This window comes from Serratia sp. BNK-17 (assembly GCF_048684935.1).
GTDB classification, from domain to species: domain Bacteria; phylum Pseudomonadota; class Gammaproteobacteria; order Enterobacterales; family Enterobacteriaceae; genus Serratia; species Serratia nematodiphila.
Genome location: NZ_JBLQTR010000001.1, coordinates 3,521,820 through 3,533,939 on the forward strand (window position 1 = coordinate 3,521,820; position 12,120 = coordinate 3,533,939).

Below are 12,120 nucleotides of genomic sequence, written 5' to 3' on the forward strand. Positions count from 1 at the left end.
GTTAGCCTTCGATGAGCCACAACATTAACATAATTTGGGGCGGCGTCATCCGTGACGCCGTGCGCCTCAGCGCGGCCGCAGATCGACCACGCGCTGCGCCTTGCCTTCCGAGCGCGGGATATCGCCGCAGTTGGCGATGCTGACGTCGGTGCTGACGCCCACGATCGATTTGATGTGGTGGCGCAGCTGGTGGCAGATGTCGCAACGCTGTTGGTGGCTGAGGCTGAGCGCCGATTCTTTCAGCTCGACGCGCACCGCCAGCGTGTCCAGGTGCCCGCTGCGGCTGACCTGCAGTTGATAGTGCGGCGACAGCTGCTCGAACTGCATGATCTGTTCTTCCACCTGCGACGGGAAGACGTTGACGCCGCGGATGATCAGCATGTCGTCGGAGCGGCCGGTGATCTTGCCCATGCGGCGCATTTGGCGCGCGTCGCCCGGCAGCAGCCGGGTGAGATCGCGGGTGCGATAGCGGATCACCGGCAGCGCCTCTTTGGTCAGAGTGGTGAACACCAGTTCGCCGTGCTCGCCGTCCGGCAGGGCGACGCCGGTCTCCGGGCAGATGATCTCCGGCAGGAAGTGGTCTTCCCAGATGGTGGGGCCGCCGCCGCTTTCCAGACACTCCATCGCCACGCCCGGCCCCATCACCTCCGACAGGCCATAGATATCCAGCGCCTTGATGCCCATGCGGGATTCGATTTCGTGGCGCAGGGCTTCGGTCCAGGGTTCGGCGCCGAACACGCCGAGCCGCAGCGAACAGCCGCGCGCGTCGCCGCCCATCTTGCGCTCCAGTTCGTCGATCAGCGTCAGGCAATAGGACGGCGTCACCATGATGATGTCGGGTTTGAAGTCGAGGATCAGCTGCGCCTGGCGTTCCGTCTGCCCGCCGGACATCGGGATCACCGTCGCGCCGAGCCGCTCCGCGCCGTAGTGCGCGCCCAGGCCGCCGGTGAACAGGCCGTAGCCGTAGGCGACGTGCACCTTGTCTTTGGCGGTGGCGCCGCCGGCGCGCAGGCAGCGGGCGACGATATCGGCCCAGTTATCGATGTCGCGCTGGGTGTAGCCCACCACCGTCGGGCGGCCGGTGGTGCCCGAGGAGGCGTGGATGCGCACCACCTGCTCCATCGGCACCGCGAAGGTGTCGAACGGGTAGTTGTCGCGCAGATCCTGCTTGGTGGTGTAGGGGAAGCGCGCCAGATCGCTCAGCTGCTTAAGATCGTCGGGGTGTACGCCGGCCTGATCGAACTTGCGCCTGTACATCGGCACATTGTCGTAGGCGTGGTGCAGCGTCCACTTCAAACGCGCCAACTGCAACGCTTCAATCTCATCGCGCGAGGCGAATTCGATCGTTTTGAGGGGCTGTGGATTTATTGTCATGGTTAGCCTCAGGGGTCAGACACGCTCAATGATCATGGCGATGCCTTGGCCGACGCCGATGCACATGGTGCAAAGCGCGTAGCGGCCGGCTCGCCGTTCCAGTTCAAACAGGGCGGCCAGCGCCAGGCGCGCGCCGCTCATGCCCAGTGGGTGCCCCAGAGCGATCGCGCCGCCGTTGGGGTTAACCTGCGGGGCATCGTCCGGCAGGCCAAGCTGGCGCATCACCGCCAACGCCTGGGCGGCGAACGCTTCGTTCAGTTCGATGACGTCCATCTGCGCCAGGCTCAGCCCGGCGATCTCCAGCACCTTGCGGGTGGCCGGCAGCGGGCCGATGCCCATCAGCCGCGGCTCCACGCCGCAGGTGGCGGTGGCAACGATGCGCGCGCGCGGCGTCAGCCCCTGGCGCACCGCCATTGCTTCGGAGGCGACGATCAGCGCCGCCGCGCCGTCGTTCAGGCCCGAGGCGTTGCCGGCGGTGACGCTGCCGGGCTGACGGAATGGGGTTTTCAGCGCCTGCAGCTGCTCGAAGGTGGTGTCGGCGCGCGGGTGTTCATCCTGGCTGAACAGGGTGACCGCGCCTTTTTTACCGGTGAGGCTGACCGGGGCTATCTCCTGCGCCAGGTGGCCCAGCGCCTGCGCCCGGGCGGCGCGCTGCTGGCTGCGCAGCGCAAAGGCGTCCTGATCGGCGCGGCTGATATTGAACTGCGCCGCGACGTTTTCGGCGGTCTCCGGCATCGAATCGGTGCCGAATTCGGCCTGCATCCGCGGGTTGACGAAGCGCCAGCCGAGGGTGGTGTCGTACAGCTGCGCCTGGCGGCTGAAGGCGCTGTCGGCCTTGCCCATCACCAGCGGCGCTCGGGTCATCGATTCCGCGCCGCCGGCCAGCAGCAGCCCGGCGTCGCCGGCTTTGATGCTGCGCGCCGCCATCGCCAGCGCGTCCAGGCCCGAACCGCACAGGCGGTTCACGGTGGTGCCGGAAACGCCGACCGGCAGCCCGGCCAGCAGCAGCGCCATGCGCGCCAGGTTGCGGTTGTCTTCCCCGGCCTGGTTGGCGCAGCCGAGGATCACGTCGTCCAGCTGTGCCCAATCCACCTGCGGATGGCGCTCCAGCAGCACGCGCAGCGGCAGGGCGGCGAGGTCGTCAGCGCGCACTTGCGCCAGCGCGCCGCCGTAGCGGCCGATCGGGGTGCGCACGCCGTCGCAGATAAATGCCTGATTCATGCCTGATCTCCTAAAATGCTGTGGCCAAGGCGGTGCGCGCGGCCGCGAAACCAGGCGACGGTTTTGCCCTGTTGATTGACGATTTCGACGTCATACAGCCCGGTGGCTTTGCCCTGATGGCGCATCTGCGCGCTGGCGGTGAGGCGATCGCCGGCCAGCGCCGGGCGGACGAAGTCGATGCTGCAGCCGGAGGCCACCGCCGCCAACCCCTGGCTGTTGCAGGCGTAGGCGAAGGCGGTGTCCGCCAGGCTGAACAGTTGGCCGCCGTGGCAGGTTTGGTGGCCGTTGAGCATCTGCGGGCCGACGGTCATGCTGACCTGCGCGTATCCGGCGTCGACGGCGTCGATGTGCATCCCCATCGCCTGAGCGCAGGTATCTTGCTGGAACATCTGTTCGGCGCAGCGCTGAGCCAGCGCGCGCGGCGTATTGGCGTTCATCGTTCGGCTCCTGAGAAAGAGGCGGGGGAAGCGTAGCGGCGCAGCAGCGGCATCGGGCGATAGCGCGCTTCGCCGTAATAGCGTTGCAGGTTTTCCAGCGTCGTCAGAATGTGACGCCAGCCGAGTGCGGCGCCCCAGGCCAGCGGGCCGCGCGGATAGTTGACGCCGCGCAGCATCGCCAGATCGGTATCTTCGGCGCCGGCGACGCCTTTGTTCACCACGTCGAGCGCTTCGTTGGCCAGCATGGCCAGGGTGCGCATCGTCAGCAGGCCGGGATAATCCGGCAGTTGAATGACCTGCTTGCCGAGGGACTGCAGCAGGCGAATCGCGTTGGCATTATGTTGCGCGCCGTTTTGCGCCGCGCAGCTGATGGCGATGGCGGAGGCATGCGCATAGTCGGCACAGAGATCGAACAGCACCACAGGCGTTCCACGTTCGTCGGCCAGTTGGCCGGCGGTTTTACCATTGGTTAACATCAGTGTAACGTCGTCGATCGTGAGGTACGGGCTGGTCTGGCCAGGTTGTTTGATCGCCCCCGCATTTTCGATCAACAGTTCCGCGAAATCGGCCAGCGAAGACCAGTCGCCGTGCAGCGTGACGCGTTGCGGCGGCGCGGCCTGCGCCGGCGGCGCAAAGGCGATCATCTCTGCGGCGGAGCGCTGCGCGTCGTAGCGGTAAAAGCCGCGGCCGGATTTGCGGCCGAGATGTCCGGCGGCCACCAACTCCTGCTGCACCAGTGAGGGGGTGAAGCGCGGATCCTGGTAGAAGGCCTGATACACCGAGTCGGTCACGGCGTAATTGACGTCCTGGCCGATCAGATCGGTCAACTGCAGCGGGCCCATGGCGAAGCCGCCTGCGTCGCGCATGACTGCATCCAGGGTGGCGGCGTCGGCCACCCGTTCCTCCAGCGCGCGCAGGGTTTCGGCGTAGAACGGCCGCGCCACGCGGTTGACGATGAATCCCGGTGTTGAACGGCACACGACGCTTTGCTTACCCCAGCGCTGCGCCAGGGCCTGCAGCGCTGCGAGGGTCTCTGCCCCGGTCTCCAGACCGCTGACGATCTCCACCAGCTTCATCAGTGGCGCCGGGTTGAAGAAGTGCAGCCCGGCCATGCGCGCCGGGTGTTGCAAGGCGCCGGCGATGGCGGTGATCGACAGCGAAGAGGTATTGCTGGCGAACAGCGCCGTGGGCGAGCAGACCGCTTCCAGATCGCGGAACAGGCTCTGCTTAATCGCCAGATTTTCCGCCACCGCTTCAATTACCAGCGCGCTGTTGGCCAGTTGCTCGAGCGAATCGGCGCGTTCGAGGCGCGCCAGCAGCGCCTCGGTGGCGTTGGCGTCGGCCTTGCCGCCGTCGACCCGCTGCCGCAGGCGGCGAGCGAGTTCGTCTATCGCGCGCTGGGCAGCAGCGGGCGCGATGTCGAACAGCCGTACCGGGTGGCCGGCGGCGGCGGCCACCTGGGCGATGCCGATGCCCATGGTGCCGGCGCCGATCACTGCCACCTGGCCGTTAAGAAGGGGCGCGTTCATGGCTATTTCCCGCTGAAGTTTGGCGTGCGTTTGGCGAAGAACGCGCTGACGCCTTCGCGGTAGTCGTCGCTGCGGCCGCCCAATCGCTGCAGATCGCGCTCCAGATCGAGCTGCTGATCGAGGCTGTTGGTGGCCGAGCTGTAGATGGCTTTCTTGATAAGACCCAGACCGTAAGTCGGCTGGGTGGCCAGATGGCGCGCCAGCGTTTGCGTGCGGTCGGCCAATTCATCCGCCGGCACCACCTGCCAGATCATGCCCCACTCCAGCGCCTGTTGGGCGCTGATTTTGTCACCCAGCAAGGCCATGCCCATGGCGCGGGCGTGGCCGGCCAGCCGCGGCAGGAACCAGCTGCCGCCGGAATCCGGCACCAGCCCCAAACGGCAGAACGACTGAATAAAGCTGGCGTTGTCGGCGGCGATGACGATGTCGCACGCCAAAGCCAGCGCGGCGCCGGCGCCGGCCGCCACGCCGTTGACCGCGCATACCACCGGTTTCGGCAGGGCGGTCAGGCGGCGGATCAGGGGGTTGTAGAAACGTTCGACCGACAGGCCGAGATCCGGCGCCTGTTGATCGGCGCTGACGTTGCGATCGTTGAGATCCTGCCCGGCGCAGAAACCGCGCCCGGCGCCGGCGATCAGCAGGCAGCGCACGCTGTCGTCGCGCTCGGCCTGCGTCAGCGCTTCACTCAACTGGCGATGCATCTCGTCATTAAAGCTGTTGAGCCGATCCGGCCGGTTGAGGGTCAGCGTCAACACGCCGGCGTCGAGATGGCTGAGAATCAATGCGTTATCCATAAATCAGCGCCCCTGATAGTTTGGCGTACGTTTTTCGAAAAAGGCGGCGATGCCTTCGCGGCGATCGTCGGTGGCGGCCAGGGTGACAAATTGCTGACGCTCCATCGCCAGTCCCTGGCTAAGGCCGATTTCCTCGGCCTGTTTCAGCGCCTGCTTGGCGGCGCGCAGCGCCAGCGGCGCCTGGCGGCTGATGCGATCGGCAATCTGCTGCGTGCGCTCCAGCGTCAGGGCATCGACGCATACTTCGCTGATAAGGCCGGCCTGCAGCGCGATGCGGGCGTCGATGGCTTCGCCGGTCAGCACCATCTGGCTGGCGCGCGCCTTGCCGACGCAGCGGATCAGGCGCTGGGTGCCGCCGGCGCCCGGCATCAGGCCGAGGGTGATCTCCGGCAGGCCGAAGCGGGCGCTTTCGCCGCCGATAACGATGTCGCAGGCCAGCGCCAGCTCGCAGCCGGCGCCCAGGGCATAACCATTCACCGCCGCCAGCAGCGGCTTGCTGAACTGCGCCAGACGTTGCCACAGCTGCGGACGGCTGTCCGCCAGCGCGGCCGGCAGATCCTGTTGTTGCAGTTCGCGCAGATCGGCGCCGGCGGCGAAGAAGCGCGCCGCGCCGGCGATCACCACGGCGCCCACGCCGCTGTCGGCGTCAGCTTGCTCCAGCCGGGTAACCAGCTGTTCCAGGCACGGCGTGCTCAGGGCGTTGCGCGCCTCCGGGCGATGCAGCGTCAGCGTGACCACGCGGTGTTGCTGCTGATGCAAAATAAACGGGGTATCCATCGCGGCTCCTAGACGTCGAAGTCCAACACCACGCCGTCGCCTTTCGGCCACGACTGGCAGCTCAATACGTAGCCCGCCGCCAGCTGATCCGGCTCAAGGCTGTAGTTGACGCCCATCTCCACCTGGCCGGCCTTCAGACGGCATTTGCAGGTGGCGCACACGCCGCCTTTGCAGGCGTAGGGCAGATCGGCGCCCTGGCGCAGCGCGGCATCGAGAATGCTGTCGTCCTGTTCGCCGACCTCGATATCCAACCGGCGGCCGTCGAGCAGGATCGCCACCCGGGTGGCATTGCGATCGCCGCTGTGGCGCGGGCGGGCGACCAGGCCGCTGGTGTTGAAACGTTCGCTGTGGATGTGATTGGCCGGTACGCCGGCCTGTTCCAGCACGGTCTGCGCGTCGTCCATCATCGATTCCGGCCCGCAGATGAAGGCGTGGTCATAGTCGCGGAAATCCAGCAGCGCGCCGCCGATCGCCGCCAGGCGCTCACGGTCGATGCGGCCGCTGAGCAGCGGGCTGTCGAGGCTCTCCTGGCTGAACAGGTACAGCGGCTGAAAACGCTGCGGATAGCGGTTTTTCAGATCCGACAGCGCCTCTTTGAACATCATTGAACGGCTGTTGCGGTTGCCGTAGATCAGGGTGAAGCTGCTGCCCGGCTCAAGCTGCAGCGTCGCCTTGATGATCGACAGCATCGGCGTGATGCCGGAGCCGGCGGCGATCGCCAGATAGTTGCCGCGGCGCTCCGCCTGCGGCTGATAGCCGAAGCGCCCCTGCGGCACCATCACTTCCAGCGCATCGCCGACTTTCAGCATGCGGTTGACGAAGCCGGAGAAACGGCCCTGATCAATCGCTTTTACGCCGATCTGCAGCAGGCCTTCCTGCGGCGAACTGCAGATGGAATAGCAACGCCGCAGCTCTTCGCCGTTGACTAGCGCCTTGAGCGTCAGGTGCTGGCCGGGGGTGTAGCGGTATTGGTTTTGCAGCTCTTCGGGCACCCGCAGGGTGATGGCTACGGCGTCCGGCGTTTCGCGCTCGATGGCGGCGACGTTCAGGCGATGAAAGACCGTCATGGTGTCAGCGCTCCTATATGCATTTGAAATAATCGAACGGTTCCCGGCAGTCGCAGCAGCGGTACAGCGCTTTACAGGCGGTGGAGCCGAACTCGCTGATCTTCTCGCTGTGGGTGCTGCCGCAGCGCGGGCAGGCTACCGGGCCGTGGGCGTGCGGCCGATCGCAGGTGTGGCCCTGCGGCGGCGCTACGCCGTATTGCCGCAGCCGTTCGCGGGCGTCGGCGTTCATCCAGTCGGTGGTCCAGGCCGGGCTGAGGCGAATGTCCACCTGCACCGGGCTGAAGCCGGCGGCCGTCAGCCGCTGCTCAATGGCGTTGAGCAAAAATTCGGTGGCCGGGCAGCCGGAGTAGGTGGGGGTGAAGGTCACGCGCCAGCCGTTGCCGTCGCGCGCCACGTCGCGCACCATGCCCAAATCGGTGATCGACAGCACCGGCAGCTCGGGATCGCTGATCTGTTGCAGACAGTGCCAAATCTGCGGGATTTCAGCGGGTTGCAAACGAGTGACGTTCATCGCGGCCTCCTACCATTGGCCGTTTGGATAGGCGCGTTGCAGGAACTGCATCTCCGCCAGCAGCGGGCCGAGGTGTTCACTGTGTCGGCCTTGTTTGCCGCCGTGCCGGAACGCCTGCTCGGCGGGCAGCGTCAATGTCGCCTGGCGCAGTGTCTCTTCCACCTGCGCTTGCCAGGGAGCCTGCAGCTCGCGCGGATCGACGGCGATGCCCTGTTCCGCCAGCTCAAGCTCCAGCGCGTCGGCGTGGAACAGCTCGGCGGTGAAGCGCCACAGGTTATCCAGCGACTGCTGGATCTTGCGGTGGCTGACGTCGTTGCCGTCGCCGAGGCGGATCATCCAGCCGCGGCTGAAGCGCAGGTGGTAATCGGCCTCCTTCAACGACTTGGCAGCGATGGCGGCGATCTGCGCATCGCCGCTGCGGCTCAACGCCTGGTGCAGCTGCACGTGGTAGACGTCGAGCAGGAACTGGCGCACCAACGTGTCGTTGAAACCGCCGTTCGGCTGTTCCGCCAGCAGCAGGTTATGAAACTGGCGTTCGTCGCGCCCGAAGGCCAGGCTGTCTTCGCTGCAGGGCGGCCCGGCCAGTTCGGCGGCGTAGCCCAGGAAGTTGCGCGCCTGGCCGAGCAGATCGAGCCCGATGTTGGCCAACGCCAGATCGATCTCCAGCTCGGGCGCGTGGCCGCACCAGGCGCACAGGCGCTGGGCGAGGATCAGAGGCGTGTCGCCCTGGCGAAGCAAATAGCTGATGCGCGGATCGTTAACCGTCATGGTCGCCTCTACATGTTCTTGATGCCGTCGGGAATGGTGTAAAACGTCGGATGACGGTAGATCTTGTCTTCAGAAGGATCGAAGAAGGCGCCGCGATCTTCCGGCTGCGAGGCGATCAGATGGCGGGATTGCACCACCCAAATCGAGCAGCCTTCATTACGGCGCGTGTAGGCGTCGCGGGCGTTTTCCAGCGCCATTTGGTCGTCGGCGGCGTGCAGGCTGCCAACGTGGCGATGCGCCAGCCCTTGTTTGCTGCGGATAAACACTTCATACAGCGGCCATTCAACGTGGCTCATGATCTCGGTTCCTTATGTTGGCTATGCGGCGGAAGCGGCGTTTTTCGCGGCGTGGGCCATGGCGCCGTCACGCACCCAGGCGCCGTCTTCCCAGGCGCGGCGTTTGGCCTGCAGGCGTTCGTGGTTGCATTGGCCACGCCCTTTGATCACCTCATGCAGCTCGCTCCAGTCGATCTCGCCGAAGCGATAGTGGCCGGCAGCGGCATCCCAGTGCAGATCCGGATCCGGCGCCGTCATGCCCAGCACTTCCAGCTGCGGTACGGTGTTGTCGACGAACTTCTGCCGCAGCTCATCGTTGCTGTGGCGTTTGATTTTCCACGCCATGCTCTGGGCGCTGTGGGGGGAGTCGGCGTCGCTCGGGCCGAACATCATCAGCACCGGCCACCAGAAGCGATCGATGGCGTCCTGCAGCATGGCGCGCTGCGTGTCGCTGCCGTTGGCCATCGCCATCACCGCCTCGTAGCCCTGGCGCTGGTGGAAGCTCTCCTCTTTGCAGATCTTCACCATCGCCCGCGCATAGGGGCCGTAGGACGCGCGGCACAGCGCCACCTGGTTGACGATGGCGGCGCCGTCGACCAGCCAGCCGATCACGCCGATATCCGCCCAGTTGAGCGTGGGGTAATTGAAGATAGAGGAGTATTTCATCTTGCCGTCGAGCATCTTTTGGTAGATGTCCTGGCGCGAACAGCCGAGGGTCTCGGCGGCGCTGTAGAGGTACAGACCGTGGCCGGCCTCATCCTGCACTTTGGCCAGCAGCACCGCCTTGCGGCGCAGCGTGGGGGCGCGCGTCAGCCAGTTGGCTTCCGGCAGCATGCCGATGACTTCCGAGTGGGCGTGTTGGCCGATCTGCCGAATCAGGTTCTGACGATAGGCGTCCGGCATCCAGTCTTTAGCCTCAATGGCGATATCCGCCGCGATCTTGTCGTCGAAATGCTGCTGATACTGTGCGTCAGTTGTCATGCTTGCCTCTTGGTGATTCGTGTTTTTCACACTAAATATAAAATGTGAATCACTTTAACTAACCATAAGGCTACAAACTGATAACAAAAAGATCAAACGAGATTTATGTGGTTTTGCGAGCGTACTCACAAGTGTTTTTGTTAATTTTTTGATTTTATTTGATAAATATAAGCAGTGACTCCGTGTTAATGCCAGGGGAAACGGCTTGAAAGCGCTTCTTGTTCTCTTTTTGTTAAAATTGAGTTTGGCGTCGACTGGCATTTATGTGATACGTAATTAAGCTGTATTGTGAAAATTTATGAATTCCGGAGGGCACATGCAGCAGTTACACAGTTATCTTTCTGGCGCCTGGGTGTACGGGCAGGGAGAGGCGCGCGAGATCCGTCACGCCGTAACCGGCGAAGCGCTGTACCAGGTTTGCTCCGACGGCCTGCCGTTAGCGGCCAGCTTGAGCTATGCCCGCAGCCACGGCGGCCCGGCGCTGGCGCACATGACGTTCCAGCAGCGCGCCCAGATGCTGAAAGCGATGGCGAAACACTTGCTGGCGCATAAAGAGGCGCTGTATCAGATTTCCTATCAAACCGGGGCGACGCGCAGCGACGGCTGGGTCGATATCGAAGGCGGCATCGCCACGCTGTTCGCCTATGCCGGCATGGCCGGCCGCGATCTGCCGGACGATACGCTGTGGCCGGAAGATGAGCTGATCCCGCTGTCGAAACAGGCGCAGTTCGCCGCCCGCCACGTATTGACCTCGCGCCCCGGCGTGGCGCTGCATATCAACGCCTTCAACTTCCCTTGCTGGGGCATGCTGGAAAAACTGGCGCCGACCTGGCTGGCGGGCATGCCGGCCATCATCAAGCCGGCCACCGCCACCGCGCAGCTGACGCAGGCGATGGTCAGGCTGATCGTCGACAGTGGGCTGGTGCCGGAAGGCGCGCTGCAGTTGGTATGCGGCGGCGTCGGCGACATGTTTGCGCACCTGGATTATCAGGATGCGGTAACGTTCACCGGTTCGGCGCAGACCGGCCAGCGGCTGCGGGCGCATCCGCGGCTGTTGGAGAAATCGATCGCGTTCACCATGGAGGCGGATTCGCTCAACTGCTGCGTGCTGGCGGAAGACGTGACGCCGGAGATGCCGGAATTTGCGCTGTTTATCAAAGAAGTATGCCGTGAAATGACCGCCAAGGCGGGGCAGAAGTGCACCGCGATCCGCCGCATCATCGTGCCGGCGGCGCAGGTGGCGGCGGTGCGTCAGGCCTTGTTGCAGCGTCTGGCGGGGGTGACGGTGGGCGACCCGCAGTTGGAGCAGGTGCGCATGGGGGCGCTGGTCAGCCACGAGCAGCGTGATGATGTGCAAAGCAAGGTGGAGTTCCTGCTGCGCAACGGCTGCGAACCGCTGTGCGGCGCGTCGTTGGATAAGCTGGAAGTCATGGGCGACGGCGCGCGCGGCGGGGCGTTTTATCCGCCGACCCTGCTGTATTGCGCCGATCCGTTCACCCATCAGGCGGTGCACGGCACTGAGGCCTTCGGCCCGGTGGCGACGCTGATGCCGTATGCGGATACCGAGCAGGCGATCGCGTTGGCGTTGCTGGGGCAGGGCAGCCTGGCGGGATCGCTGGTGACCGCCGATCCGGCGCTGGCCAAGCGCTTTATCCGCGCGGCGGCCTGCGCTCACGGACGTATGCTGATTTTGGATGAGCAGGCGGCGGCGGAATCCACCGGCCACGGTTCGCCGTTGCCGATGCTGGTGCACGGCGGCCCGGGGCGCGCCGGCGGCGGTGAAGAGCTGGGTGGACTGCGCGCGGTGAAGCACTATATGCAGCGCACGGCGATCCAGGGCAGCCCGGCGATGCTGGCGGCCATCGGCGGCGAATGGGTGCGCGGCGCGCCGGTCGCTGAGCATCCGGTGCATCCGTTCCGCAAATATTTCGAGCAGCTGCAGCTGGGCGACAGCCTGTTGACCGCGCGCCGCACCGTGACCGAGGCGGATATCGTCAACTTCGCCTGCCTGAGCGGCGACCACTTTTACGCGCACATGGACAAGATCGGCGCTGCCGATTCGCTGTTCGGCGAGCGGGTGGCGCACGGTTACTTTGTGGTGTCCGCTGCGGCCGGGCTGTTTGTCGACGCCGCCGTCGGGCCGGTGATCGCCAACTATGGCATGGAGAATCTGCGTTTTATTGAACCGGTGAAGATCGGCGACACCATTCAGGTGCGGCTGACCTGCAAAAAGAAAATCCGCAAGCCGCAGAAAACCGCCGAAGATCGGCCGCACGGCGTGGTGGTGTGGGATGTTCAGGTGTTGAATCAGGAACAGCAACCGGTGGCGCTGTACAGCATCCTGACGCTGGTGGCGCGCCAGCAAGGGGACTTCGAGGCATAATGC

The 12,120-nt window shown here is 65.0% G+C and carries 12 protein-coding genes; 1 reads left to right on the forward strand and 11 read right to left on the reverse strand.

Translation table 11 applies throughout. The annotated features are described in order from the left end of the window. Positions 1-66: 66 nt before the first annotated feature. The 11 genes from paaK to paaA are packed head-to-tail and all read right to left on the reverse strand — an operon-like array spanning position 67 to position 9,734. Positions 67-1,374: a phenylacetate--CoA ligase PaaK gene (gene paaK / locus ACMGF7_RS16675; protein WP_049240725.1), complete on the reverse strand. Its 1,308-nt coding sequence runs from the start codon at positions 1,372-1,374 to the stop codon at positions 67-69. A 15-nt stretch (positions 1,375-1,389) separates the two neighbouring features. Next, a complete protein-coding gene (pcaF, locus tag ACMGF7_RS16680) occupies positions 1,390-2,595 on the reverse strand; it encodes a 3-oxoadipyl-CoA thiolase (RefSeq protein WP_004935196.1) in 1,206 nt (401 codons plus the stop codon). Beyond that, positions 2,592-3,032: a hydroxyphenylacetyl-CoA thioesterase PaaI gene (gene paaI / locus ACMGF7_RS16685; RefSeq protein WP_015378355.1), complete on the reverse strand. Its 441-nt coding sequence runs from the start codon at positions 3,030-3,032 to the stop codon at positions 2,592-2,594. The genes pcaF and paaI overlap by 4 nt, the downstream gene beginning before the upstream one ends. Beyond that, on the reverse strand, positions 3,029-4,561 hold the full coding sequence (locus ACMGF7_RS16690; protein ID WP_420286532.1) for a 3-hydroxyacyl-CoA dehydrogenase: 1,533 nt from the start codon (positions 4,559-4,561) through the stop codon (positions 3,029-3,031). The genes paaI and ACMGF7_RS16690 overlap by 4 nt, the downstream gene beginning before the upstream one ends. Positions 4,562-4,563: 2 nt before the next feature. After that, complete coding sequence (gene paaG / locus ACMGF7_RS16695; protein WP_123895347.1) at positions 4,564-5,355, reverse strand: 2-(1,2-epoxy-1,2-dihydrophenyl)acetyl-CoA isomerase PaaG; 792 nt, start codon at positions 5,353-5,355, stop codon at positions 4,564-4,566. A 3-nt stretch (positions 5,356-5,358) separates the two neighbouring features. Beyond that, positions 5,359-6,132 (reverse strand): 2,3-dehydroadipyl-CoA hydratase PaaF, encoded by a 774-nt coding sequence (paaF, locus tag ACMGF7_RS16700; RefSeq protein ID WP_044030937.1) that lies wholly within the window; start codon positions 6,130-6,132, stop codon positions 5,359-5,361. 8 nt (positions 6,133-6,140) lie between these two features. Beyond that, positions 6,141-7,199 carry a 1,2-phenylacetyl-CoA epoxidase subunit PaaE gene (gene paaE / locus ACMGF7_RS16705; RefSeq protein WP_015378351.1) on the reverse strand — a complete coding sequence of 353 codons (1,059 nt, stop codon included), beginning with the start codon at positions 7,197-7,199 and terminating at the stop codon, positions 6,141-6,143. A 13-nt stretch (positions 7,200-7,212) separates the two neighbouring features. Next, positions 7,213-7,710 carry a 1,2-phenylacetyl-CoA epoxidase subunit PaaD gene (gene paaD, locus ACMGF7_RS16710; RefSeq protein ID WP_015378350.1) on the reverse strand — a complete coding sequence of 166 codons (498 nt, stop codon included), beginning with the start codon at positions 7,708-7,710 and terminating at the stop codon, positions 7,213-7,215. A gap of 9 nt (positions 7,711-7,719) precedes the next feature. Continuing rightward, positions 7,720-8,478, reverse strand: a complete 759-nt coding sequence (gene paaC, locus ACMGF7_RS16715; RefSeq protein ID WP_049240713.1) for a 1,2-phenylacetyl-CoA epoxidase subunit PaaC — start codon at positions 8,476-8,478, stop codon at positions 7,720-7,722. An 8-nt stretch (positions 8,479-8,486) separates the two neighbouring features. Further along, positions 8,487-8,774, reverse strand: a complete 288-nt coding sequence (gene paaB, locus ACMGF7_RS16720; RefSeq protein WP_004935173.1) for a 1,2-phenylacetyl-CoA epoxidase subunit PaaB — start codon at positions 8,772-8,774, stop codon at positions 8,487-8,489. 21 nt (positions 8,775-8,795) lie between these two features. Beyond that, positions 8,796-9,734, reverse strand: coding sequence for a 1,2-phenylacetyl-CoA epoxidase subunit PaaA (paaA, locus tag ACMGF7_RS16725; RefSeq protein ID WP_164095710.1), 939 nt, complete (start codon positions 9,732-9,734; stop codon positions 8,796-8,798). Between the two features lie 316 nt (positions 9,735-10,050). Here paaA and paaZ point away from each other — a divergent pair, with 316 nt between their 5' ends. After that, positions 10,051-12,117, forward strand: a complete 2,067-nt coding sequence (paaZ, locus tag ACMGF7_RS16730) for a phenylacetic acid degradation bifunctional protein PaaZ (RefSeq protein WP_197799118.1) — start codon at positions 10,051-10,053, stop codon at positions 12,115-12,117. The last annotated feature ends 3 nt before the right edge of the window (positions 12,118-12,120 follow it).

What these genes read in the sequence shown, in the direction of transcription:
- paaK (WP_049240725.1), bottom strand. Translation starts at nt 1,374, where the DNA reads ATGACAATAAATCCACAGCCCCTCAAAACGATCGAATTCGCCTCGCGC.
- pcaF (WP_004935196.1), bottom strand. Translation starts at nt 2,595, where the DNA reads ATGAATCAGGCATTTATCTGCGACGGCGTGCGCACCCCGATCGGCCGC.
- paaI (WP_015378355.1), bottom strand. Translation starts at nt 3,032, where the DNA reads ATGAACGCCAATACGCCGCGCGCGCTGGCTCAGCGCTGCGCCGAACAG.
- ACMGF7_RS16690 (WP_420286532.1), bottom strand. Translation starts at nt 4,561, where the DNA reads ATGAACGCGCCCCTTCTTAACGGCCAGGTGGCAGTGATCGGCGCCGGC.
- paaG (WP_123895347.1), bottom strand. Translation starts at nt 5,355, where the DNA reads ATGGATAACGCATTGATTCTCAGCCATCTCGACGCCGGCGTGTTGACG.
- paaF (WP_044030937.1), bottom strand. Translation starts at nt 6,132, where the DNA reads ATGGATACCCCGTTTATTTTGCATCAGCAGCAACACCGCGTGGTCACG.
- paaE (WP_015378351.1), bottom strand. Translation starts at nt 7,199, where the DNA reads ATGACGGTCTTTCATCGCCTGAACGTCGCCGCCATCGAGCGCGAAACG.
- paaD (WP_015378350.1), bottom strand. Translation starts at nt 7,710, where the DNA reads ATGAACGTCACTCGTTTGCAACCCGCTGAAATCCCGCAGATTTGGCAC.
- paaC (WP_049240713.1), bottom strand. Translation starts at nt 8,478, where the DNA reads ATGACGGTTAACGATCCGCGCATCAGCTATTTGCTTCGCCAGGGCGAC.
- paaB (WP_004935173.1), bottom strand. Translation starts at nt 8,774, where the DNA reads ATGAGCCACGTTGAATGGCCGCTGTATGAAGTGTTTATCCGCAGCAAA.
- paaA (WP_164095710.1), bottom strand. Translation starts at nt 9,734, where the DNA reads ATGACAACTGACGCACAGTATCAGCAGCATTTCGACGACAAGATCGCG.
- paaZ (WP_197799118.1), top strand. Translation starts at nt 10,051, where the DNA reads ATGCAGCAGTTACACAGTTATCTTTCTGGCGCCTGGGTGTACGGGCAG.